The 21,012-nt window shown below is 41.0% G+C and carries 18 protein-coding genes; 8 read left to right on the forward strand and 10 right to left on the reverse strand.

Annotated elements, in window-relative coordinates; translation table 11 throughout:
* The first annotated feature begins 79 nt into the window (after nucleotides 1–79).
* Both srtB and MHB50_RS01320 read left to right on the forward strand, forming a co-directional pair.
* On the forward strand, nucleotides 80–748 hold the full coding sequence (gene srtB / locus MHB50_RS01315) for a class B sortase (RefSeq protein ID WP_340084734.1): 669 nt from the start codon (nucleotides 80–82) through the stop codon (nucleotides 746–748).
* Between the two features lie 34 nt (nucleotides 749–782).
* Nucleotides 783–968, forward strand: coding sequence for a hypothetical protein (locus tag MHB50_RS01320; protein WP_340084735.1), 186 nt, complete (start codon nucleotides 783–785; stop codon nucleotides 966–968).
* A gap of 80 nt (nucleotides 969–1,048) precedes the next feature.
* On the opposite strand, the gene MHB50_RS01325 is transcribed toward MHB50_RS01320, so the two are convergent.
* The 6 genes from MHB50_RS01325 to MHB50_RS01350 form a co-directional block, all read right to left on the reverse strand.
* Nucleotides 1,049–1,495: an SRPBCC domain-containing protein gene (locus MHB50_RS01325; RefSeq protein ID WP_340084736.1), complete on the reverse strand. Its 447-nt coding sequence runs from the start codon at nucleotides 1,493–1,495 to the stop codon at nucleotides 1,049–1,051.
* A gap of 17 nt (nucleotides 1,496–1,512) precedes the next feature.
* Nucleotides 1,513–2,343, reverse strand: coding sequence for an FAD-dependent oxidoreductase (locus tag MHB50_RS01330; RefSeq protein ID WP_340084737.1), 831 nt, complete (start codon nucleotides 2,341–2,343; stop codon nucleotides 1,513–1,515).
* Nucleotides 2,340–3,746, reverse strand: a complete 1,407-nt coding sequence (locus tag MHB50_RS01335) for an NAD(P)/FAD-dependent oxidoreductase (protein ID WP_340084738.1) — start codon at nucleotides 3,744–3,746, stop codon at nucleotides 2,340–2,342. Before MHB50_RS01335 ends, MHB50_RS01330 begins: the two co-directional genes overlap by 4 nt.
* Before the next feature lie 717 nt (nucleotides 3,747–4,463).
* Nucleotides 4,464–5,957 (reverse strand): glycerol kinase GlpK, encoded by a 1,494-nt coding sequence (glpK, locus tag MHB50_RS01340; protein ID WP_340084739.1) that lies wholly within the window; start codon nucleotides 5,955–5,957, stop codon nucleotides 4,464–4,466.
* A gap of 2 nt (nucleotides 5,958–5,959) precedes the next feature.
* Nucleotides 5,960–7,066: an ethanolamine utilization protein EutH gene (locus MHB50_RS01345; RefSeq protein WP_077113683.1), complete on the reverse strand. Its 1,107-nt coding sequence runs from the start codon at nucleotides 7,064–7,066 to the stop codon at nucleotides 5,960–5,962.
* 208 nt (nucleotides 7,067–7,274) lie between these two features.
* Nucleotides 7,275–8,042: a DeoR/GlpR family DNA-binding transcription regulator gene (locus MHB50_RS01350; RefSeq protein WP_340084740.1), complete on the reverse strand. Its 768-nt coding sequence runs from the start codon at nucleotides 8,040–8,042 to the stop codon at nucleotides 7,275–7,277.
* 398 nt (nucleotides 8,043–8,440) lie between these two features.
* On the opposite strand from MHB50_RS01350, the gene MHB50_RS01355 reads away from it, so the two are divergent.
* The 4 genes from MHB50_RS01355 (at nucleotide 8,441) to MHB50_RS01370 (ending at nucleotide 12,380) form a co-directional block, all read left to right on the forward strand.
* Nucleotides 8,441–9,286 carry a MurR/RpiR family transcriptional regulator gene (locus tag MHB50_RS01355; protein ID WP_340084741.1) on the forward strand — a complete coding sequence of 282 codons (846 nt, stop codon included), beginning with the start codon at nucleotides 8,441–8,443 and terminating at the stop codon, nucleotides 9,284–9,286.
* A 24-nt stretch (nucleotides 9,287–9,310) separates the two neighbouring features.
* Nucleotides 9,311–10,126: a GNAT family N-acetyltransferase gene (locus MHB50_RS01360; protein WP_340084742.1), complete on the forward strand. Its 816-nt coding sequence runs from the start codon at nucleotides 9,311–9,313 to the stop codon at nucleotides 10,124–10,126.
* Nucleotides 10,116–11,222 carry an o-succinylbenzoate synthase gene (gene menC / locus MHB50_RS01365; protein ID WP_340084743.1) on the forward strand — a complete coding sequence of 369 codons (1,107 nt, stop codon included), beginning with the start codon at nucleotides 10,116–10,118 and terminating at the stop codon, nucleotides 11,220–11,222. The genes MHB50_RS01360 and menC overlap by 11 nt, the downstream gene beginning before the upstream one ends.
* A 78-nt stretch (nucleotides 11,223–11,300) precedes the next feature.
* A complete protein-coding gene (locus MHB50_RS01370; RefSeq protein ID WP_077113688.1) occupies nucleotides 11,301–12,380 on the forward strand; it encodes a hypothetical protein in 1,080 nt (359 codons plus the stop codon).
* A 273-nt stretch (nucleotides 12,381–12,653) separates the two neighbouring features.
* Here MHB50_RS01370 and MHB50_RS01375 read toward each other — a convergent pair whose 3' ends face one another.
* Nucleotides 12,654–14,075: a LysM peptidoglycan-binding domain-containing protein gene (locus MHB50_RS01375; protein WP_340084744.1), complete on the reverse strand. Its 1,422-nt coding sequence runs from the start codon at nucleotides 14,073–14,075 to the stop codon at nucleotides 12,654–12,656.
* Between the two features lie 364 nt (nucleotides 14,076–14,439).
* Here MHB50_RS01375 and MHB50_RS01380 point away from each other — a divergent pair, with 364 nt between their 5' ends.
* Nucleotides 14,440–15,873, forward strand: coding sequence for an IS1182 family transposase (locus tag MHB50_RS01380; RefSeq protein ID WP_340083911.1), 1,434 nt, complete (start codon nucleotides 14,440–14,442; stop codon nucleotides 15,871–15,873).
* Between the two features lie 395 nt (nucleotides 15,874–16,268).
* On the opposite strand, the gene MHB50_RS01385 is transcribed toward MHB50_RS01380, so the two are convergent.
* From MHB50_RS01385 to hpaB, 3 genes are all read right to left on the reverse strand, one after another.
* The gene (locus MHB50_RS01385; protein WP_077113690.1) at nucleotides 16,269–16,682 is read right to left on the reverse strand and encodes an OsmC family protein; all 414 of its coding nucleotides are present in this window, start codon (nucleotides 16,680–16,682) and stop codon (nucleotides 16,269–16,271) included.
* A 27-nt stretch (nucleotides 16,683–16,709) separates the two neighbouring features.
* Nucleotides 16,710–18,248, reverse strand: coding sequence for an AbgT family transporter (locus tag MHB50_RS01390; RefSeq protein ID WP_340084746.1), 1,539 nt, complete (start codon nucleotides 18,246–18,248; stop codon nucleotides 16,710–16,712).
* Between the two features lie 466 nt (nucleotides 18,249–18,714).
* Nucleotides 18,715–20,160 carry a 4-hydroxyphenylacetate 3-monooxygenase, oxygenase component gene (gene hpaB, locus MHB50_RS01395; RefSeq protein WP_340084747.1) on the reverse strand — a complete coding sequence of 482 codons (1,446 nt, stop codon included), beginning with the start codon at nucleotides 20,158–20,160 and terminating at the stop codon, nucleotides 18,715–18,717.
* A gap of 257 nt (nucleotides 20,161–20,417) precedes the next feature.
* Here hpaB and MHB50_RS01400 point away from each other — a divergent pair, with 257 nt between their 5' ends.
* Nucleotides 20,418–20,957 (forward strand): DUF1572 family protein, encoded by a 540-nt coding sequence (locus MHB50_RS01400; RefSeq protein ID WP_340084748.1) that lies wholly within the window; start codon nucleotides 20,418–20,420, stop codon nucleotides 20,955–20,957.
* Nucleotides 20,958–21,012: the final 55 nt, after the last annotated feature.

The following is a 21,012-nucleotide window of genomic DNA, read 5'->3' on the forward strand; positions in this document are numbered from 1 at the left end:
GAATAGAAAAGGGCGTATAGGGCAAAGAGTATTCACTGCTATATGTTTCATTGTTCTTGTTTATTCGGGATATGAGTTAATGAAAATATTTCTGGACTATTATAAAAACCGGCAGATACTGGCAGATGTCCAGAGAATATACAATGAGCAAGCCGTAACGGCAGGGGCAAAGGAAGGAGAAATACGTCCTCAGTTCAGCAAGTTGCTCCCAATAAACCCCGATATAAAAGGGTGGATTACCATTGATGATACAATGATTGATTATCCTATTTTACAAGCGGAAACAAATGATTTCTATTTATATAGGAATTATAAAAGAGAAAATTCACGCGCTGGCAGCATTTTTATGGATTATAGAAATGATGTTACAATGTACAATCATAATACTGTCATATATGGGCATTCGATGAAAGATGGATCGATGTTCAACCATTTGAAGAAATTTCTTGAAAAAGATTTTTTAAATTCACATCAGACGATTTATTTCGATACATTATATCATTCATATGATGCGGAAATATTTGCGGTTTATCAAACCACAACCGACTTTGATTACATTCAAACGGATTTTGATTCTGATGAGGAATATCTCACGCTTGTACAGCAAATGAAAGAAAAATCTATGTTTGCGACAGATGTAGAATTGGATGCGGATGATCCAATACTTACGTTATCGACTTGTGATTTTATGCTCGATCCCGATAAGGGCAGACTCGTCGTACATGCCAAATTGCTAAAAAGGGAATAAAGAATCAATCCATTTAGAATGGGGAAGGGAACCTATGGGAATACCCGCGGAAACATGCTCATTGAAAAACTTTAAAGCAGGAACTGGCGCCATACCTTTTCATCGTTCACAATACCGCAGCCGTGAAGGGGAATGGGCGTCCCATTTGGTGAAAGTTTTTTACCGGCAAGTTTCCGAACGGCAGGCGAATTTCACAAGAGAGGCGCCCGTGCTCATCTGAACACGGGCGCCTATTAACTAGGATAAGGTGTAATGTTGGCCCTCGGAATTGTTATGTTTATGAACTTCAGCAAGGTTTGGTTAGCTTGCAAATAGCTTTTGAACATTATCCGCAAACTCATCGGCGGATTTTTTAACGGTCCCTTTCATTAAAATGTCTCCCAATGTGGCTAAACGGCCTGTCATTTGCAGATCCATCTCATAAATGATTTTTGTAACATTTTCGTCCACTTCTTCCAGCTGAACAGTCATTTTTGACTTGAATAATCCAGCCAGTTTCATGGGTTTACCAACCATTTCAACTTTTAGCTCTTCACCTTCCACAGCATCGGTCAGGACACCATTGGCTTTAAATTTAATGGTCATGAATTTTGTTTTTACAACCATATCTGCTTCATACTCCGTATCACTATGAGCCACTAAATTTTGACATCCTGGTAGGCAACTGGCCAGTTTTTCAACGTCCATAAAAACCGTCCAAACATCCTCTTTTGCCGCATTGATCGTAAATGAATCTTTTATCTTCATGAAAGTCGTTCCTTTCTTTACTGAAATAATTGCTTCACACTTGCCTCGATTCGTTCGCTTGCCACTTCGAATTGATCGGTGCAATGGCCAAAAGCCAGTATATTTTCCACGCTCGTTTGACCCGCATGATCGGTCACAACAAAGTGTTGATCATTTAATTCAATCCCGGTGCCTTTGAGGAAGAACGTTGACGGTATGAATCCTTCACTAAAAATGAAACTATCACAATCCAATGATTTAATTTGTTCATTATGATTATTTTTTATATCTATTTTTTCAACACGTGATGTCCCATGAATCTTGTGTACAGCATAATCATCTGCTTGGACCGTTACGACATCAACGCCTTGCTTTGCTAAAATGGCAGAGACAGCACGTGAGGTTTTACTGTTTTCATATACAGCTACTTTTTTTCCCGGGAGTAAGTTTCTGTTCATTAAGCCGATTGCCATCGTTGGCGTCATCACGCCGGCCGGTCTTGTTCCATCGATTTTATGCGCTTCTCTTGGTTTTTCCAGAGCGCCCGAGCAAATAATGATTTTTTCGGCCGTTATATCTTTTGTTCCCGAAGGCGTCTGGATATTCAATTCGTGATTTCCTCCGGCAAATGCTTCAAATAAACCGGTCACCGTTGCCTTCGTCCATTTTTCATAGGGCAGATCCTTGAATGTTTCGACTAACTTTTTTTCTGATTCAAATCCCTCTTCATGAAAAAGTGGGTTGCAAAAACCGCCAAATTCATCGTTATAGTCGACGACTAACACATCTTTCAGGCCTAACTCATGCGCTTTTAATGCAGTCTCGATTCCAGTTAAACCTGCGCCTATAATGACAAGTTCATACTTCATCTTTGTGGGCCCCCTTTTACGGCAATCGTTGAATGTTGGATACCTTTTAGAGGCACCTTATGATCATCCAATCCATATTCATGAAGGATATCGACGATTTTTGGAATGCAGCAGTTGCCTTGACACTCGCCCAAAGTCGCGCCAGTTCTCCTTTTGACTCCGTCAATGGTTGTTGGTGGAACAGGGCCTTCCATGGCATTTGTAATTTCGCTTCTTGTAATGGTCCGGCATAAACAAATAATTTCTCCCACATTTTCTTCTGAATCATCAAATAAGTTGGGGATCTCCAGTTTCGCCTCATGATTTTTTTCCAGTTCCAATCCGGCACTTTGTAATTGCTCAGCCACAACTTCGGCTATACCTGGTGAAGCGGATAAACCAGTAGAGCGAATACCGGCAGCGTGGATAAATTGTTTGTTTTTTTCTGAAGGTCTAATGACATAATCGCCTGTACTGCAGACGGCTCTAATGCCGGCAAATTGCCGGATGCTATCATATTCTCGTACTTGAGGGATGAGCTTTTCACAACCAGTTACAACTTGCTCCATTCCTTCCGTGCTTGTGGATTTATCCTCTTTATCTTGCTGGTCTTCTGCTGTCGGGCCGAGTAAAAATCCGCCAAAAACGACTGGTGAAACTAATGTGCCTTTTGATTTGGCAGTCGGCACCGGCAAAATAATTTGTGAAATGTCAATTTCTTCTTCTGTTAAGATAAATTGTCCTTTTCTTGGTGAAATGGTGAAACTCGTATCACCGATCATCCGGCTAATGTGATCCGAATACACACCCGCCGCGTTCACGATATACTTTGTCTTGATTTCCCGGCCATCTTCTAATATGACGGAAAAGCCATTCTCGATCTCTTTTATATCAGTGACGCCCGACCCTAAAAACAGTTCAGCTCCGTTGATGACTGCTAATTCGGCATAAGAACGGGTGGCGGTAAAAGGGTCACAAATCGCTTCACCAGGAATGGAAAGAGCGCCGACTACTTTGTCTGTAACAGCCGGATTCATTTCCAATACTTCGTCTCTATCTAACCATTCGACATGAGCACCGTTTGCTTCGGCATTGGGGATATATTTGTTTTCAATGATGTCCTTCTCTTCTTCGTTTGTAGCGACCATAATGGCACCACAAGGAATGTAAGGAATTTTTAATTGTTCTGTATAATCAGGCCATAAATCACGGGAACGTTTCAAACACTCCGCTTCCAAAGAATTGGGGGGCGCATCAAAGCCTGTATGGATAATTCCGCTGTTCGCCTTACTCGCACCTTCACAAACATCAGGCTGTTTTTCTACTAAAGCAATAGACAAATGATACAGGGATAGTTTTCGTAATATGGCAGTTCCTACAACTCCGCCGCCAATGACTACTACGTCTTTTATTTCATTCTGCATTTGGTTTCTCCCTTCATCAAACAGATCATGTTGTTAAAACTATTATACAATCAACATAAATACACGTCAAATTGTAATAAATACACAAAAGGTAGTCAATAACTTCAGCAAAAAGGGGCTGGGACTCATGCAAATACGAAATAGCAAAAGCCGAACAATTCATTTATAATTGTTCGGTTTATTTGTGTTAAAAAAATCCCTATCATCGCTACGTCAACATATTTCGCTTTCCGCGGGCACGGCTTCAGCTTCCTCGGAAAGAAAAGGTCGCTTTCCTGCGGGATCTTCAGCTCGAGCTATTCCCGCAGGAGTCTGCATATTTTGACTACGCTAAAGCTTGCGCATTATACACTAGGACAATTTATCCGGCATGTAAGGTGCCGTAAGACTCCCACTTCAAAATCTTGAGTGAATACAAGAGAAAACGGCACCTAAATGCCCGATTGGTTCAACTAACATTCAGTAGGAGATGGAAGAAAACGCCTACTGAATGAAGTTTCACTTTATCCGGCATGTAAGGTGCCGTAAGACTCCCACTTCAGAATCTTGAGTGAATACAAAAAGTCTAAGTGTGAGAAACCGGCATCTAAATGCCCGATTCGTTCAACTAACATTCAGTAGGAGATGGAAGAAAACGCCTACTGAATGAAGTTTCACTGTATTGTCCGTTTTTTCATCAGCTGATTTAGTTATGTCCCAGCCCCTTTCACGTTACTGTTACTCAGAGGTCCAATTTTTTGAGCGTTCCACTGCTCTTTTCCAGCCGGTCATTAATTTTTCTCTTTCTTCTTCTGTTATTTTTGGCGTATATCGTTTGCTTAACTTCCATTTAGAGGCGATTTCATCAAGGCTGTTAAATTCCCCAACAGCCAAAGCGGCTAAATAAGCCGAACCAAGGGCAGTCGTTTCGGTGATGACAGGAACATCAATCGGTATGCCGAGTAAGTCTGCTTGGAATTGCATTAAAAAGTCATTCACAACTGGACCGCCATCCACACGCATCACTTTTATGCTGATTCCCGAGTCTTTTTCCATGACATCCATGTTTTCCTTCACTTGATAAGCAATGCTTTCCAGTGTCGCCCTTACTATATGGGCTCTAGTTGTTCCGGCAGTAATGCCAACCATTGTACCCCGGGCATATGGATCCCAATGAGGTGCGGCCAAACCAACAAATGCAGGCACAAAATAAACTCCGCCTGTATCTGGAACAGACTTTGCCAAGTTTTCTGTTTCTTGAGCCGTTTCAATGATGTTAATTCCATCTCGCAGCCATTGAATAGCTGCTCCCGTAATATATATGCCGCCATCTAAAGCATAGGAAGTTTTATCGTTGATATTCCAAGCAACTGTCGTTAATAAACCGTTCTTGGAATCTACTATTTTTTCTCCCGTGTTCATTAGCATAAAGCAGCCTGTTCCATAGGTCGTTTTAACAGTACCTGGCTCAAAGCAAGCTTGCCCGAAAAGAGCGGCTTGCTGATCGACCACATTTCCGGCTATGGGAATTTCTCCGCCTAAAAAGCTCCCCGGATCTGTTTGTCCATAATGTTCGCAGGAAGGGCGAATCTGGGCCATCATTGATTTCGGGATGTTTAATTTTTCTAAAATATCATCATCCCAACAACCTTTATGAATATTCATTAACATCGTTCTGGAAGCGGTTGAATAGTCGGTAATATGGAGCCGTCCATTGGTCATTTTCCAGATGAGCCACGTATCTATGGTTCCGGCCAACAAATCTCCTTTCTCCGCTTTTTTTCTTGCCCCATCCACGTGATCCAAAATCCATTTTATTTTCAATGCGGAGAAGTATGATTCAACTAAGACACCGGTTTTTTCTTTTATGACTTTTCCCCATTCTTCATTTAATTTGTCTGCTTCTTGAGCCGTTCTTCTATCTTGCCAGACAATGGCATTGTAAACGGGTATGCCGGTATGCCGATCCCAAACAACGACTGTTTCACCTTGGTTATCTAATCCTATTGCTGTGATTTCATTAATCCTTAGATTTCCTTTTTCGAGAGCAGTCCCGATGGATTCTTTTGTTTTCTCCCATATTTCTAACGCATCATGCTCAACCCATCCCGGCTGAGGATAGTATTGCGTATGCTCTACATATCCTTGGGAGTGAATTTCCCAATCATCATTTAAAATTAACGTTGTTGTACCTGTAGTTCCTTGATCAAGTCCAATGAAATACTTTTTCATATTTAAGCACCTCTTTTACCAGATTCATGCTGTTTGTTTTGATTTTCTCTTGTAAACCAGTAAGCTAGTGCAATGGCCAAAATACCCGCGGCTATTTTACTTAATACAACAGCAGTAATCATATCGGGCCGTACTCCGCCGGTAAAACCCAAGTGATCTCCTAATGCCGCGGTTGCCGGCACCAGCCAAGCGGTATTGATGACTTTTCCTCTTACATCCATATCTTTCATCATCTTATAAACGGGGATACTATTGGCCATTGTAATGACAATGCCCGCCGCTCCAACAGCATTCATGCCTAATTTTTGGCCCGCTTTTCCCAAAGGCTTCTCCAAACCTTTCACTACCAAATGTAATATGGGAAAAGTTCCTAATAGGATAATCCCGATAAATCCTACAATTTCAATTCCATCCGATATGGGAGCCATTCCGGGTATAATTACTACGCCGGTTAATGATTCAAACGCGGCAGCCCCTAAACCGATCGTAATTATGATGACAATCAATTTCCCAAAAATAAGCGCACCTTTGATGAATACTTCCGGGATAATCGCTAAGCCTACTATTAAAATAAGAGATAAAATCATGACCGGAATTAAGTTGATAAAAATCATCTTGACATCAAAGCCGGCTATTAATCCACCGATTAATCCACCAAATGGGATCGTTACCATTCCAGCCAATAAGCCTTTAGCAAAAAATGGCCGATCTTCTTGCTCGATCAGTCCCAACCCGACTGGGATCGAAAAGACTAATGTGCATCCAAGCATTGAAGCTACAACCAAACCAGATAATAATCCCGCTTCTTCATTCACAGCCAATTCCATGGCCAATGGGTAGCCGCCCATATCATTTGCCAGAATAGAAGCGAACATTGCCGGATCGGCACCCATTACATCAAAGATTGGAATAATGACCGGTCCCAATACACGCGCAATGACAGGAGTTAAGGTGATAATCCCAACCATTCCAAGGGCTAATGGGCCCATTGAATGAAAACCTTCTTCAAATTTCTCGCCGAGCCCAAATTTATTTCCAATAATCCTGTCAAGTGCGCCGAGGAGTAGGCCTATCGCCATGATCCAAATAATCAATTCATCAAAACTCATGTGTATTCCCCCTAACATTCAAAGTAAAACAACATAAGAATAGTGCAGAAAAGGTGGATTCCTATTATGTTATTGTGTTTTAATAGCGGTTTTATAATAACTTTATGTGCGCTTTCGTGTATTATACTCCTTTATGCAAACGATTTCTATGAAAAAGAAGGGAATATAAAAAAATCTACTCTTCTTATCAATAAGAGTAGATTTTTAATCAGTTTTTATAGCCTATTACTTTAATGCCTTCCTCTATATATTCTTGTGCGATCTTCTTGTTTAATTTGTCGTTTGTCACAATGGTGTCTACGTCCCGAATAGAGCATACTTTTACTAGCGCTTTTATGCCAAATTTACTATGGTCGGCCACGGCAATGATTTGCTTCCCATTTTCAATCATTATTTTTCTAACCCGTGTTTCTTCCAGATGATAATCTGTAATGCCGGTATCTTTTGTAATGCCGCCAACACCAATGATTGTTTTATCCACATTGAACTCTTTCATAAATTGTTCGGAAATAAATCCGGACAGAGCCAGTTCATTCGGCCGTAATATTCCACCGGGTAAAATGACTCGAAATGTTGGAACATTTACTAGTTCTTGTGCGATGGTCAGGCAGTTTGTAATAATGGTAAGGTTTTTTTTGTTCTTTAAGTGGCGGGCAACTTCCAAGGTTGTCGTGCCGAGGTCGATCATTAATGTCTCTCCGTCAGAAATGAGCTCCGCGGTTTTTTTGCCGATCATTATTTTTTCTTTGGCATTTTTGGTAGATCGGGTATTATAAGAAGGTTCCGCGCCAGACTTGCTTTGTAACACCGCTCCGCCGTATACCCGTTTTAACTTGCCTTCCTGCTCAAGAAATTCTAAATCTCTACGAACAGTTTCAATGGACACATTGAATTTTTCACAAAGTTCGGGCACTTTGACGATTTTATTCAACTCTAACATTTCCATAATAATGTTATATCGCTCTTGTGCTAGCAATTGGATTTCCCCTTTTTAGAATCTTGCTTTTTGTCTATTAGAAAAGAAGAATCATGTATTGGTGGATCAAGATGACGTTGAAATTATGGTAACCCTTTTTTCACGTATCGTCAATTTCGTAATAGATTTTCTGATGAAATCATAAAACATGCAAATTTCCAGATAGAGAAATTTTAAAAAAATGGTCTTGGACTGATGCCTGAACAAGTGCCCAATCATCAGGAACCGTCGGCAAACGGCGACCTGCAACTTTTCCAAGGGGAATTCACTTTCCTGAAATTTTCTGAAAAGTGATTGTGCATATCGAGCAAATATGGTAAGTTTATATGTAACTATGAAGTTTAAACTGCATAATTAATTATTGGGAAAGGCTTGCCTTCTTTGCAAGGGTGAATGAAATGACATTAACGGAAATGATTCAATCTCACTATGGCCGACTGTCTAAAGGCCAGCAAAAAGTCGCCAAATATTTTCTTGAACAGCCCAGGGAATTTGTCGTCCATTCTGCCAAGGAAATCGGGGAGATGATTGGGCTGAGTGAGACGACCGTGATCCGGTTTTGTTACGCCATCGGCTTGTCAGGGTATTCAGAGCTGCAAAAAACAGTACGCGACCAAATTATTTATGAAAAAAGCAGTTTGTCCCACTACTATTCTTCAAAACGGGAGTTGGCAGACGGGCCTCGTTTTTTTGAGCAAATGATGGAAAAAGACCGCCAGCTCATTCAGGAAACGATCGTGCGTATAAATGAGGAAGATTTTAACAAGGCTGTTGACCGGTTAGTGCCAGCCGAGAAAGTGTATATATGCGGGCTGAGATCGTCATTTTCAGCAGCCAACTGGTTTGCCTTTTCACTCGGCATCGTCAGGGAAAACGTTCATCTGATCCGGAGGGATACAGACGACATTTTGTCCGCCGTTAGTGGAATGAACGCTGATTCCGTTTTCGTTGCCATTTCTTTTCATCGTTACATGAAGGAAACGTTTCATATTGCGGAAATGGCCAAAAGAAAGGGGGCGGCCATCATCGGAGTCACCGATTCTCCGCTTGCCCCGCTTCGGAACGTTGCCGATATTTTGTTGCCGCTTCATTCGACGGAAATGTCCACACTCGATATGACACCCGCCTTAATTTCTTTCATTAATGCCATTGTGGCGGGTGTAACCATCAAGGATAAAAAAGGCTTTGAAAAACGGAAAGAAGAATATGACCAAATACACAGTGACGAGTTATTTTTCAATTAATCTTGGTAAAAAAGAGGGAATCAAATGATCGAAATACGTACACTTCACACTATTCAGGAGTTACAGCTCATACAAAAGCTTGAAAAAAAGGTCTGGGGCATGGAGCCGATCCCAATCCATCAAACGATTACCGCCGTGAGAAATGGCGGACTGATGCTTGGGGCATTCGTTGATGGGGAGCTTGTCGGTTTCAGTTACAGTTTTCCCGGTTATGCCAATGGAAATAGCTTTCTATGCTCACATCTTCTTGGAGTTCACCCCGATTACCAGCATAGGGGAATTGGAAAAGCGTTGAAAGAAGAACAAAAGAAAGCCGCATTAAACAAGGGATATTCACTGTTGACATGGACATATGACCCGTTGGAAAGTAAAAACGCGTATTTAAATTTATCCAAATTGGGCGCCATTTGTTCCACTTATATTGAAAATTGTTATGGTGACATGAACGATTCATTGAACTCCGGCTTGCCGTCAGACCGTTTTAAATTGGAATGGTGGGTTGACCGGCAATTCCGTTTGCCAGACGATGGAAAAGAATGGAGAATTCCTTGGGAATATGCACAAAATGAAATGCCCAAACTGCCGAATATTGAACCTCATTTATCTGAAATAGAGGATTATGATCTCGTTTTTGTCCCGATCCCTGCCGCTTTCCAGCAAATGAAACAGCAAGACAACATGCTCGTCATCAATTGGCGCATGAAAACGAGGACTATTTTTCAAACATTGTTTTCCAAAGGGTATGTGGCCATAGCGCTTGAGAAAGAGCAGGAAGGACCTGTCCATTATTATAAATTGGTTAAAAGAGAATTATTGGAGGCGGAAAAACATGCGAATTAAGGAAGTTACATTGCGTCATATGCAAATGAGGCTGAAGTTTCCATTTACAACAAGCTTTGGGACACTCCAGAACAGAGATTTTATTTTACTTGAAGCAAAAGATGAGAACGGCCGCAGCGGCTGGGGTGAATCAGTTGCTTTTCATTCTCCTTGGTACAGTGAAGAAACAATGAAAACAAACTGGCATATACTGGAGGACTTTTTAATTCCGACTTTATTAGATCAGGAGATCAAACATCCCGACGAAGTTTCAGAACTTTTTTCCAATATCCGCAAAAATAACATGGCCAAATCAACGCTTGAAGGCGCAGTATGGGATTTATACTGTCAAGAACAAGGGATTTCTCTTGCGGCTGCGCTTGGCGGACAAAAATCAAAAATCGAAGTCGGTATCAGCATCGGCATCCAGGATACTGTTTCGGATCTTTTGCGCTTGATCGAAGGGCATGTTGAAGAAGGTTATAAAAGAATGAAAGTGAAAATCAAGCCCGGTTGGGACGTTGATGTCATGAGGGAAGTGAGGAAAGAGTTTCCGGACGTTCCATTAATGGCTGATGCCAATTCAGCCTATACTTTAAAAGATATTGATACGTTAAAAGCGTTGGATGAATTTGAATTAATGATGATTGAACAACCTTTGGCTTCCGATGACATTATCGATCATGCCCGGCTACAAAAAGAAATCGCAACTCCCGTTTGCCTTGATGAAAGTATTCATTCTTATGAAGATGCGAGAAAAGCGATTGAGTTGGGGAGCTGCCGGATCATTAATATTAAAATTGGCCGTGTGGGAGGGCTGAGCGAATCCAAACGCATTCACGATTTGTGCCAAAGCCATGAAATTCCTGTATGGTGTGGCGGCATGCTGGAATCGGGAATCGGACGAGCTCACAATGTGGCATTGACGACATTGTCAAACTTTACATTGCCTGGTGATACAGCCGCTTCTTCCCGTTATTGGGAAACAGACATTATCAAACCGGAAGTGACTGTTAAAGACGGTTATATTTCCGTTCCCGAAAAACCAGGAATTGGGTACGAACCGGATTTGGAAGCGATCGACCGTTTTACAATGGAGAAAAAAACGTTTTCGTAAGGTTCTGAAGGAGAAAAAATGTCTTTTTTCTCCTTATTTATCAAATTGACAAAAGATTCAAAAAAAGGAGAGTAATGGATGAAAAAGAGTATTCATATAGGGGGAGCATTTATCGGGCTCATTGTAGGCGCGGGCTTTGCTTCCGGCCAAGAGATATTGCAGTTTTTTACAAGTTTTGGCTGGCCGGGAATAATCGGGTCGGCAGTAGCCACTTTCTTGTTTGCCTTTTTGGGCATGAATCTTACACAGCTTGGATGCCGGCTGCAAACGAAATCTCATAAGCGGGTCATTTACCACATTTGCGGCAAGTATATTGGTCTTGCTGTTGATATTATCATGACATTCTTCTTGTTTGGAGTTACGGTAGTGATGTTTGCTGGAGCGGGTTCCATTTTCGAGCAGCAATTCGGGGTACCAGGCATTATTGGCAATATAATCCTTTCGTTCATAACTATTATGGTTGTTTGTCTTAATATTGAAAAGGTAATTTCTGCAATGGGTTTGGTTACGCCGTTTTTAATTTTGGCGGTCATCGTTATTGCTATCTATTCCTTGTTAACAATGGACGGAACCTTCGCTCAAATGCAGGAAGTTGCCCATTCTCAAAAACCGGCTGCAACTCATTGGTTGTTAGGGGCTTTTTTATATGTGTCCTATAATATTGCGGCTGGTGCGGCGATGCTTGCCGTGATGGGGGGAGCTGCGACAGATGAGAAGACTGCCGGGATTGGCGGAATGATTGGCGGGATCGGTTTGGGAGCATTAATTTTTTTCATTAATATTGGGATGTTTGCCAAACTTGATACCGTCTCTGGCGCGGATATGCCGATGCTTTATTTGGCTAACGAAATATCCCCGATTTTTGGCGGCATAATGTCGATAGTCTTGTTAGGGATGATTTTTAATACTGCGGTCGGGATGCTTTATTCATTCACGGCGCGGATCAGTCCAATCGATACACCAAGATTCAAAACCTTGGTAGTCGCTTGCGGAATCGCCGCATTTGCTGCCAGCTTTGTAGGATTTACGACGCTTGTCGGCACAGTGTACCCCGTTATGGGTTATCTTGGATTTACACTTATTGCGGCAATCATCATCGCGTGGTTTAGATGGAATAAACGTCCCAAAGATCGAGATGTGAATATACTTTCATCCTAATGGAACGTTTTACGAACATTGAAGGGGCTGTGTAAAAAGTCCAACTTAAAGTAAATCCAGTAAAAAATGTAAAGCCCAAGAATGTTGATTTTACAGCATTCTTGGGTTTTTTTAAAAAATTTCAAGCTGAAATTATGCTTTTTGGACAGCCCTAGCTAAAGATCATATTGCCGAAACCGCTCTTTTGGTATCACCCGATTTAACTGGCGGTAAGCTAGATAAAGGGAGATCATTTTACAGTAAAAGCCCAACTATTAGTGGACCCAATCTCACTTAATGGCAGTTTCGCTTTATGATTGTAAAATTGGCATCCAACACCGGCCAATTCTGCGAGAAAGCCTGCCCAAGCACCCAATAGGCAATTCCGCGGAGGCCATATTCCTTTACCGTGTCGTACTTTGCCTGTACACTGCGGGCATCTTCAAACCACACTTCATGCTGTTGGCCTGTTTCGTCTGTATAACGGAAAAAGGGAGATTGGTAGGTTTCGTGATAATGGATAGAGGCACCGTACTTGACCGCAAGGTCGACCGCCTCTTCCGGGGAAACTGTTTTAGCAAATGTTCCTTCTTCCCAAGGTATTTTCCAATCACGTCCATACAGCGGTACGCCCATAAGAATTTTGTGGCGGGGAATCGCCGTAACCGCATAATCAAGAACTTTTCTTACTTCATTAATGGGTGCGATGGCCCATGGCCTTCCGCCAGCCCATCCCCATTCGTAAGTCATAATTACTACAAAGTCGACGATTTCTCCGTGCGCAACATAATCATGTGCCTCATATAGCAGTCCTGGCTGATCCCCCCTGATTTTCGGCGCGACCGCGGTTGAGACCAAGTATCCTTCCGGCCGTAATCGTTCAACCACATTCCTGAGGAAGCGATTGTAACGTTCGCGATCTTCCGGATAGACATATTCAAAGTTAATATTGATCCCCATATATCCTTTTTCTTGAAGCAACGTTTGAATTTGGGTGATCACTTTATTTTGAATGTCCTCGTTTCGGAGGACAAGGGCCGCTCGATCGGAACTAAACGTATTTCCGTCAATATTCGTAAGGACAAGCAGCGGAGCAACGTTTCCGTTCTGAGCCGCTCTTATAATGCGGTCGTCCTTTAAAGGAGAAATCCGGCCATCTTCCAGCACAGTATGACTGAACGGGCTGATATAAGTTAAATAGGGTGAAAGTGATGAAACAAGGTTTACACCTTTTTGCCCCATATTAGTAATGTAGGCATTTACTTCGATCGCTCTCTTCGGCTTTTTTGGAATCCTTAGCCATTGTCCCACTTGGATCATGTCCGGGGTTTGAATGTGGTTGGCCTGAACAATGGCAGAAACTGTTGTCCCATAGTGTTTTGCAATGGCTGACAAGGTTTCCCCCGGTTGAACAATATGATACCGAACAGGAATGGTTATTATTTGGCCAATATACAAATTCGTTTGTTCAGTCAGATTGTTGGCATTCATGATTTCTTGTAAGGGCACACAAAAACATTTAGCGATTGACCAAAGTGTATCACCGTGTTGAACGACATATTGATGATAGGGTGTCGGAATCACCAATGCTTCACCTGGCACCAACCTGTTTGGATCTTTCAAGCCGTTCACGGCAACAATTTGGTCGATCGTTGCCCCATATTTTCGGGAGATGTTCCAAAGCGTGTCACCGCTTTTTACAACATGGATTTTCATCTATGGTCACCTCAAATAGGCGAATCAATCTCTTTTACCATATTCAAAGCAAAGATTTTGTGTCACTAAAAAAGGGGAATATGATTTTTTTAAGAAAAAGTGAGGCCGAGCCACAACTAAATCAACTGAATAAAAAACGAACAATAAAGTGAAACTTCATTCAGTAGGCGTTTTCTTCCTTCTCCTACTGAATGTTAGTTGAACCAATCGGGCATTTAGGTGCCGTTTCTCCCACTCAGACCTTTTATATTTACTCAAGATTTTGAAGTGGGAGTCTTACGGCACCTTACATCAGACTGTCTAACAAATAAAACCAAAAAAAGGTATAATATAGGTAACTTATAAGCAGAGGAGATTCTTTAGAATGGGCAATGTTCACGGTTTTTCAAGAGATCAAATAAGTTTTCAATTACTGTGTTTAGATGAAATGATTGATAAGGAAAACCCTGTTCGAGCAATTGATGCTTTCGTAGAATCACTCTGCTTGGTCGATATGGGAATTAAAGAATATAAAAAACATAATCCTGGACAACAACCTTATGAGAGAAAAGATTTATTAAAGTTGTTCATCTATGGATACTTTAACAAGATCAGATCTTCTCGTTCTTTAGAGATAGAATGTAAAAGAAATATCGAGTTAATGTGGTTAGTAAATGGAATACGTCCTGATCATGGGACTATTTCATTATTTCTAAAGGAAAACCGTAAAGGCTTTAAGAAAGTTATGCGCACTTTTACATACTTACTTAAAGGATGGGGATTAATTGATGGCAAGCTTATTGCCATTGATGGAACAAAAATACGAGCACAAAATAGTAAGAAAAATTGCATTACTTCAAATGGATTAACAAAGAAGATGAATTATATTGATGAAAAGATTGAACACTACCTCCAACAACTAGAACAAATAGCACAGGAGAATGAATTAACAGAAGAGAACGTTTCATCTATTGAATCGAAAATTGATAAATATCAAAAGAAAAAAGAATATTTAACAGAAATAAAAAAGAAAATGAATGAAGAAGAAAAGAACCAATTGACAACGACAGATCCGGAATCTAGAGCTATGAAAAATAATGGGAAAATAGATGTAGCTTACAATATGCAATCTTCTGTAGATAATAAGCATAAACTGATTGTTACTTTAGATGTAGTAAACGATGTAAATGATCAGAGTCAACTATCCCCGATGGTTTCAAAAACAAATGAAATATTATCAAAAAACACAGACAGAGTCATAGTAGCTGATACAGGATATTATAATGCAAAAGAAATAAAAGATTGTTTAGATGACGGAAACACTTTATACTTAAAACCTCAAAAAAAGAAAAGTATGTCAGGAGATCCTACTTATTCAAAAGATAATTTTCAGTATCAAAAAGAAACAGATAGTTATCGTTGTCCTCAAGGACAAGAACTTCCTTACAAGGAAAACACGTCTAAAAATGGCTTGAAGTACAAAAGGTATATTGGAGGAGATGTTTGTTTATCTTGTCCTGTATATAGTTTATGTACAAAAGCTAAAAGAGGAAGAAATATTCAACGCTGGGAACATGAAGAACTTATCGAAAAATTGAAAGAAGATACGGAAGCCAATAATGAAATTTATAAAAAACGATCACAAATTGTGGAACATCCTTTTGGAACCATTAAGCGATCCTTTGGTTATACTTTCTTTCTAGGGAAAGGGCTGGATTCTGTGAACGCAGAAGCAGCTCTAATTGGTGTTGCCTATAATTTCAAAAGACTAACGAAAATCAAAAAAATTTCGGAGATTGTGGAGCTATTAGTAGCTTAACCACACCGAAACTCTTTGTTAATTTCAATATTAGAAGTTTTGCAAGCAAAAAAGTACGTTTGAGTGCTGAAAATTGAATATTTGTTAGACAGTCTGACATGCGGGATAAAGTGAAACTTCATTCAGTAGGGCTCCAACTGAATGTTAGTTGAACCAATCGGGCATTTAGGTGCCGTTATCTCCCACTTGGCCCTTTTGTATTCACTCAAGATATTGAAGTGGGAGTCTTATGGCACCTTACATGCGGGATAAAGTGAAACTTCATTATTTGCTTATGTCCCAGCCTCCGGTATTCAAAGAGCCGCAAGGGGTTTGTGAAACCATAAACTCAAAACAATGCAACATAAAAAAGGAGCTATAGTAATGTCTATAGGCTCCTCTATGGATAAGGAAAATCATTGTTCCACACCGTTTAATATTAGTTTGTAAAAAATATTCGCTTTTAAAGATGCTGATACAGTACAATATTTTTCTTCGCCTAACCGGATGGCCCGCCACACTTTCTTTGGGGTAATCTCACCATTAATGTTAAATGTCACTTCAATATCCGTAAACTCTTTGGGGGTTTCTTCCGCGCGTAACCCATGTGTGACAATTTCGATATGATTGATCTTATCCAAATAAGGTTTTAAAATCATTGTGACATCAATGCCGATACAGCCGGCGAGTGAGCCCAAGAGCATTTCTGTCGGAGTGGCGCCTTTTTCCCTTCCGCCGTACGCCTTTGTGGCATCCATCCGGATCTCATATCCAGAGTCACCCACTGCGGTAAATGCCCGGCCGCCTGTCCATTTTGTAATTACCCGCATATCAACAATCCTTTCTACTTTAAGTGGTTAGTAAGTTAAACTTGTACCAGGGCCTACTGGGATGCCAATGAAATACCATATGGCAAAGAAAATGGTCCAGCAAATAAGAATAACGATTGAATGTGGCAGCATGAGTGAAACGACTGTACCAATTCCGTTATTTTTCCCGTAGCGCTGTGCGAAAGCCACGACGAGTGGGAAAAAGGGCATTAATGGAGAAATGATATTCGTCGAAGAATCACCAATTCGATAGGCTACCTGAGTGACTTCCGGAGCAATTCCCATTTGCATAAACATCGGAACAAACACGGGAGCCATAATGGCCCATTTCGCGGAATCCGCCGCAATGAACAAGTTGATGAATGCACAAATCAAAATGAATGCAATCAGTAACGGAACGCCGTCTACATGAATGGATTGTAAAAAGGCCGACCCTTTCACGGCCATTAAAGTTCCCAAGTTCGTGTAGTTGAATAACGCAATAAATTGCGCGGCGAAAAAGATCAATACAATAAAACCGGCCATCGTTTCCAACGAGGCGGACATTAAGCTGGCAACGTCTTTGTCGTTCTTAATTGTCTTTATTATCATACCATACACGATACCCGGCACTAAAAAAATCACCATCATCAGGAAGATAATACTGTTCATAAACGGAGACTTGATCAAACTTCCTCCTTCTCCGCGCAAAACCCCATTTTCGGGGACAGTTAATAAAGCAATGACAGCCACAGTCAGTAACACGGAAATATTTGCCCACAACAATCCTTTTTTTTCTTTGTCTGAAAGCGTCTGAACAGATTCAATTTGTTTATCGGGGACAAAGGTTCCCAACCGGGGCTCGACTATTTTTTCCGTTACAAGCGTGCCGATCAATACGATCAAAAAAGTGGAAGCAAACATAAAAAACCAGTTATCTGTCGGGTTAACCGTATAACCTGCATCTAGTATACGAGATGCCTCTGTCGTCATTCCGCTCAGGATGGGATCGTTTGTACCGAGGAAAAGGTTAGCGGAATACCCACCGGCAACACCTGCGAATGCTGCTGATAAACCTGCCAATGGATGGCGCTTAAAGCCAAGAAAAATAATGGCCCCAAGCGGCACGAGCACGACATATCCGACAGATGCAGCCACGTTAGAAAGGACTCCAATCAAAACAACGATGGGAGTAACGAGCTTTTTCGGCGCTTCTGTGACAGTGTTTGTCATCAATGCGCCAATATAACCTGTTTTTTCCGCGACACCCACTCCAAGCATGGCGACTAATACCGGACCAAGAGCCACGAATGAAGTAAAGTTGTTCACAACATTGGAAAACATATATGCTATGCCTTCAGGAACGAGGAGGCTGACTATTTTTACGGTCAAAACCTCCGTTTCCATTGTTTCCTTATTCACACCTTCATAGGTGACACTTGTCCCCATTAAATAAAAAATATGAGATAACATCATGACAGCTATTGTGAGTAACATAAAAATGGTAATGGGATGGGGAAGTTTGTTGCCTTTTTCTTCAATAAAGTTTAAAAGCTTCATTGATTTCTGGTTTTGTCTTGTATCCATTGTATGTTTTCCCTTCTATAGGTTGCAGATAATATCATAGTATACCTATAAGATTTGTTAAAATCCAGTATAAGATACCAAGATTTCGCACGTAAATTTTTCATATTCACAAGTAAGCGCATACTACCTTTAGCACGTCTCGCTCTGGAATATTTGATACTTGTTCCAATAATTGAATAGAAATGAACGCTTGTTTATTTCTAAAGATAAAGGAAGAACCCTAACGGGGTTCGAGAATTTCCATATATAAGCGCCGGGAAATTTCGGGTTGGTTTAGCCCAAACTTCAGATGACGGTTGATCACTTCAACTATTTCGGATTTCAATAAATTTCGGCGCATCCAACGGCTGTGTATGCGGAAGGTGCTATTGGTTTTAGTGAAAACTACAGAATAATAGGTTATGAACATTAATTTTATGTAATTTATTTACTTATAAAGCTTTTTTCCCAGTCTCAACTATTCAATCTACATGCCCAAATGTAAAAAATCACTGATGAGCTTCAAACTTTTTTCTTTGGGATAGTCTTGGTACAAGTTGCTGGCCATTTTGACGGGGTCGCCAAAAAAATATCTTTCATACTGAGTTTGTCTTGTACCGAACGAACTCATTGTCAGATCCCAGGCCAAACGGAATATTTTTACCCGGTCGACAGCGGATTTATCTGTTCCTTGAAGGCACTTATGCAAGTAGGGGCTTATGGGGGAAGCAAAGTCATTTTCAGTTGGTAATGTAACCAACCCACTGGCTCCAATTAATTGGACGATTTCCGCAAATCGGGGGTACAGCTTTGGAAAAATGGTGCCGGCTACTTTTAGTGGTACGAGGCTAGGGCGCATACAACCCCAATCATCCAATTCAGCATCATTTTCCGATTTTGCCAATAGTGATTTCATTGTTTCATATCCGCTAATGATCTCGGAAATTTTTTCCTGTACATGTTGATATTCGCCAACGTTGATCGTTTCGGCCAACATTTGGGCCACCCCAAGGAGAAATTCTGTTTTTTCTATTTGTCTAATGATTACTTGATGGTAGGCTAAAGGGTGGAAGGAGCTTTGCAGCTTGAAGTCGGTAGCTGCCTCCAAGTTGTCGTAAAAAAATACGTTTTCCCACGGCACTAATACGTTGTCAAATACAACGATAGAATCTATTTCTTCGTACCTAGAGCTGAGGGGATAGTTAAACGTTGACTTGCCTCCCACAAACGATTCTCTGCAGATAAATTTCAAGCCTTCCGTATTCGAAGGGATAGAAAAAGCAAAGGCCTCATTTGGATCAAAGAAGATTCTGGGAGCCGTATAAACCAGTACCTCATCTGTAAACCCTCCTAGGGTGGCAAGCATACGGGCGCCCTTGATCACAATTCCTTTTTCATTTCTTTCAATTACTTTGGCGGAAAGGGCTTCCTCCGTGAATCCCAAGTTTATTTGCGAGCGGTTTATCTGTGGAGTTATAAAAGCATGAGCAAATGATAAGTCTTCTTTCATTGCTCTTTTGTATAAAGAGATAATATGTTCGGGAAAGCAGTTTTTCATTCCTTTTAAAAAGGCAGCTGAGGAGGCAAAACTCATAATCACCGTATTCATATAATCGGGGCTTCTGCCAAATATCCCATGGGTATGTCGTGCCCAGCGCTCAATCATTTTTCTTCTTCTTATTAAATCGTCTTTTGTTTTTGGATGCAGATAAGAAAGCCCGACAGGCTCATCTTGATCCGGAAAAAGGAACGTCATTTGCTCTTTTAAATCGTCTTTATTTTGTAAATCATAAAGGGATGCGATCGTTCGGACAACTCCTTGAAAGGAGGGATGGTCGGAAATATGTCCTTCCACTTTTTTACCATCGAGCCAAATCTCGGCCCCCATCCTGTTTAATCTGTCGATATACCCTGTTCCATCAATGATTCCCATTTCACCACTCCTCATTCATAGGAAGTTGTGCACTCGTATAGTTGGTTTCAGTTTATTAGAGATGGAGATTGTTCTATTCCCTTTTTCTTTCAAGAACTTTCTTACAATGTCGGGAACAGTTTAGTACAATGTAAGTAGCTCGGGAGTATTCTGAATATTTTTGGCGGCTGATTGAAAGGCTGTCCACAGCGGTCTCCTAGCCTTAGTGGTGAACGAAGTTGAAGCCGGTATGGACAGCAATTGCAGGAGGGAACAGAATGAATCTCGGATGGGAGTATTTAAGAATTGTAAAAAAGAGGTTTCAACATATAAAACAACTCGGGGATAAGACTATGGAACAATTATCAGAAGAGGACATTCATTGGAGGTTGAATCAAGAATCAAACAACATCGCCATGATTGTAAAACATCTTAGCGGCAACATGATGTCCAGATGGACCAACTTTTTGGAGTCGGATGGGGAGAAGCCATATCGGAAGCGCGAGGAAGAATTCATTGATGACATCCCGACAAAAATGGAACTGGAAAAGGTGTGGGAAAAAGGGTGGGATGCCCTGTTTCATGCCTTAGACCAATTAAAGGAAGAAGAGTTGTTAAAGCAAGTTTTGATTCGCGGTGAAAGCCATACGGCGATGGAAGCGATTGAAAGGCAATTGGCCCATTACGCTTATCATATTGGCCAGATCGTTTATATCGGGAAGCAAATCAAGAATGAAGATTGGAGCAGTTTGAGTATCCCCAGAGGAAAGTCAGAAGAATACTTACAGCAAATGTTACAAAAACATCAACAAAAATAGTCTTGAGGGTTGAGGGAGAGCGCGGAGTTAGAAGCTATTAAAATATTTCACTATG

The organism is Siminovitchia sp. FSL H7-0308 (assembly GCF_037980985.1).
GTDB classification, from domain to species: domain Bacteria; phylum Bacillota; class Bacilli; order Bacillales; family Bacillaceae_C; genus Siminovitchia; species Siminovitchia thermophila.

Bases quoted from the DNA above. Each gene is read 5' to 3' on its own strand.
- srtB (WP_340084734.1), top strand. From the start codon at position 80: ATGAAAATATTTCTGGACTATTATAAAAACCGGCAGATACTGGCAGAT.
- MHB50_RS01320 (WP_340084735.1), top strand. From the start codon at position 783: ATGGGAATACCCGCGGAAACATGCTCATTGAAAAACTTTAAAGCAGGA.
- MHB50_RS01325 (WP_340084736.1), bottom strand. From the start codon at position 1,495: ATGAAGATAAAAGATTCATTTACGATCAATGCGGCAAAAGAGGATGTT.
- MHB50_RS01330 (WP_340084737.1), bottom strand. From the start codon at position 2,343: ATGAAGTATGAACTTGTCATTATAGGCGCAGGTTTAACTGGAATCGAG.
- MHB50_RS01335 (WP_340084738.1), bottom strand. From the start codon at position 3,746: ATGCAGAATGAAATAAAAGACGTAGTAGTCATTGGCGGCGGAGTTGTA.
- glpK (WP_340084739.1), bottom strand. From the start codon at position 5,957: ATGAAAAAGTATTTCATTGGACTTGATCAAGGAACTACAGGTACAACA.
- MHB50_RS01345 (WP_077113683.1), bottom strand. From the start codon at position 7,066: ATGAGTTTTGATGAATTGATTATTTGGATCATGGCGATAGGCCTACTC.
- MHB50_RS01355 (WP_340084741.1), top strand. From the start codon at position 8,441: ATGACATTAACGGAAATGATTCAATCTCACTATGGCCGACTGTCTAAA.
- MHB50_RS01360 (WP_340084742.1), top strand. From the start codon at position 9,311: ATGATCGAAATACGTACACTTCACACTATTCAGGAGTTACAGCTCATA.
- menC (WP_340084743.1), top strand. From the start codon at position 10,116: ATGCGAATTAAGGAAGTTACATTGCGTCATATGCAAATGAGGCTGAAG.
- MHB50_RS01370 (WP_077113688.1), top strand. From the start codon at position 11,301: ATGAAAAAGAGTATTCATATAGGGGGAGCATTTATCGGGCTCATTGTA.
- MHB50_RS01375 (WP_340084744.1), bottom strand. From the start codon at position 14,075: ATGAAAATCCATGTTGTAAAAAGCGGTGACACGCTTTGGAACATCTCC.
- MHB50_RS01380 (WP_340083911.1), top strand. From the start codon at position 14,440: ATGGGCAATGTTCACGGTTTTTCAAGAGATCAAATAAGTTTTCAATTA.
- MHB50_RS01385 (WP_077113690.1), bottom strand. From the start codon at position 16,682: ATGCGGGTAATTACAAAATGGACAGGCGGCCGGGCATTTACCGCAGTG.
- MHB50_RS01390 (WP_340084746.1), bottom strand. From the start codon at position 18,248: ATGGATACAAGACAAAACCAGAAATCAATGAAGCTTTTAAACTTTATT.
- hpaB (WP_340084747.1), bottom strand. From the start codon at position 20,160: ATGGGAATCATTGATGGAACAGGGTATATCGACAGATTAAACAGGATG.
- MHB50_RS01400 (WP_340084748.1), top strand. From the start codon at position 20,418: ATGAATCTCGGATGGGAGTATTTAAGAATTGTAAAAAAGAGGTTTCAA.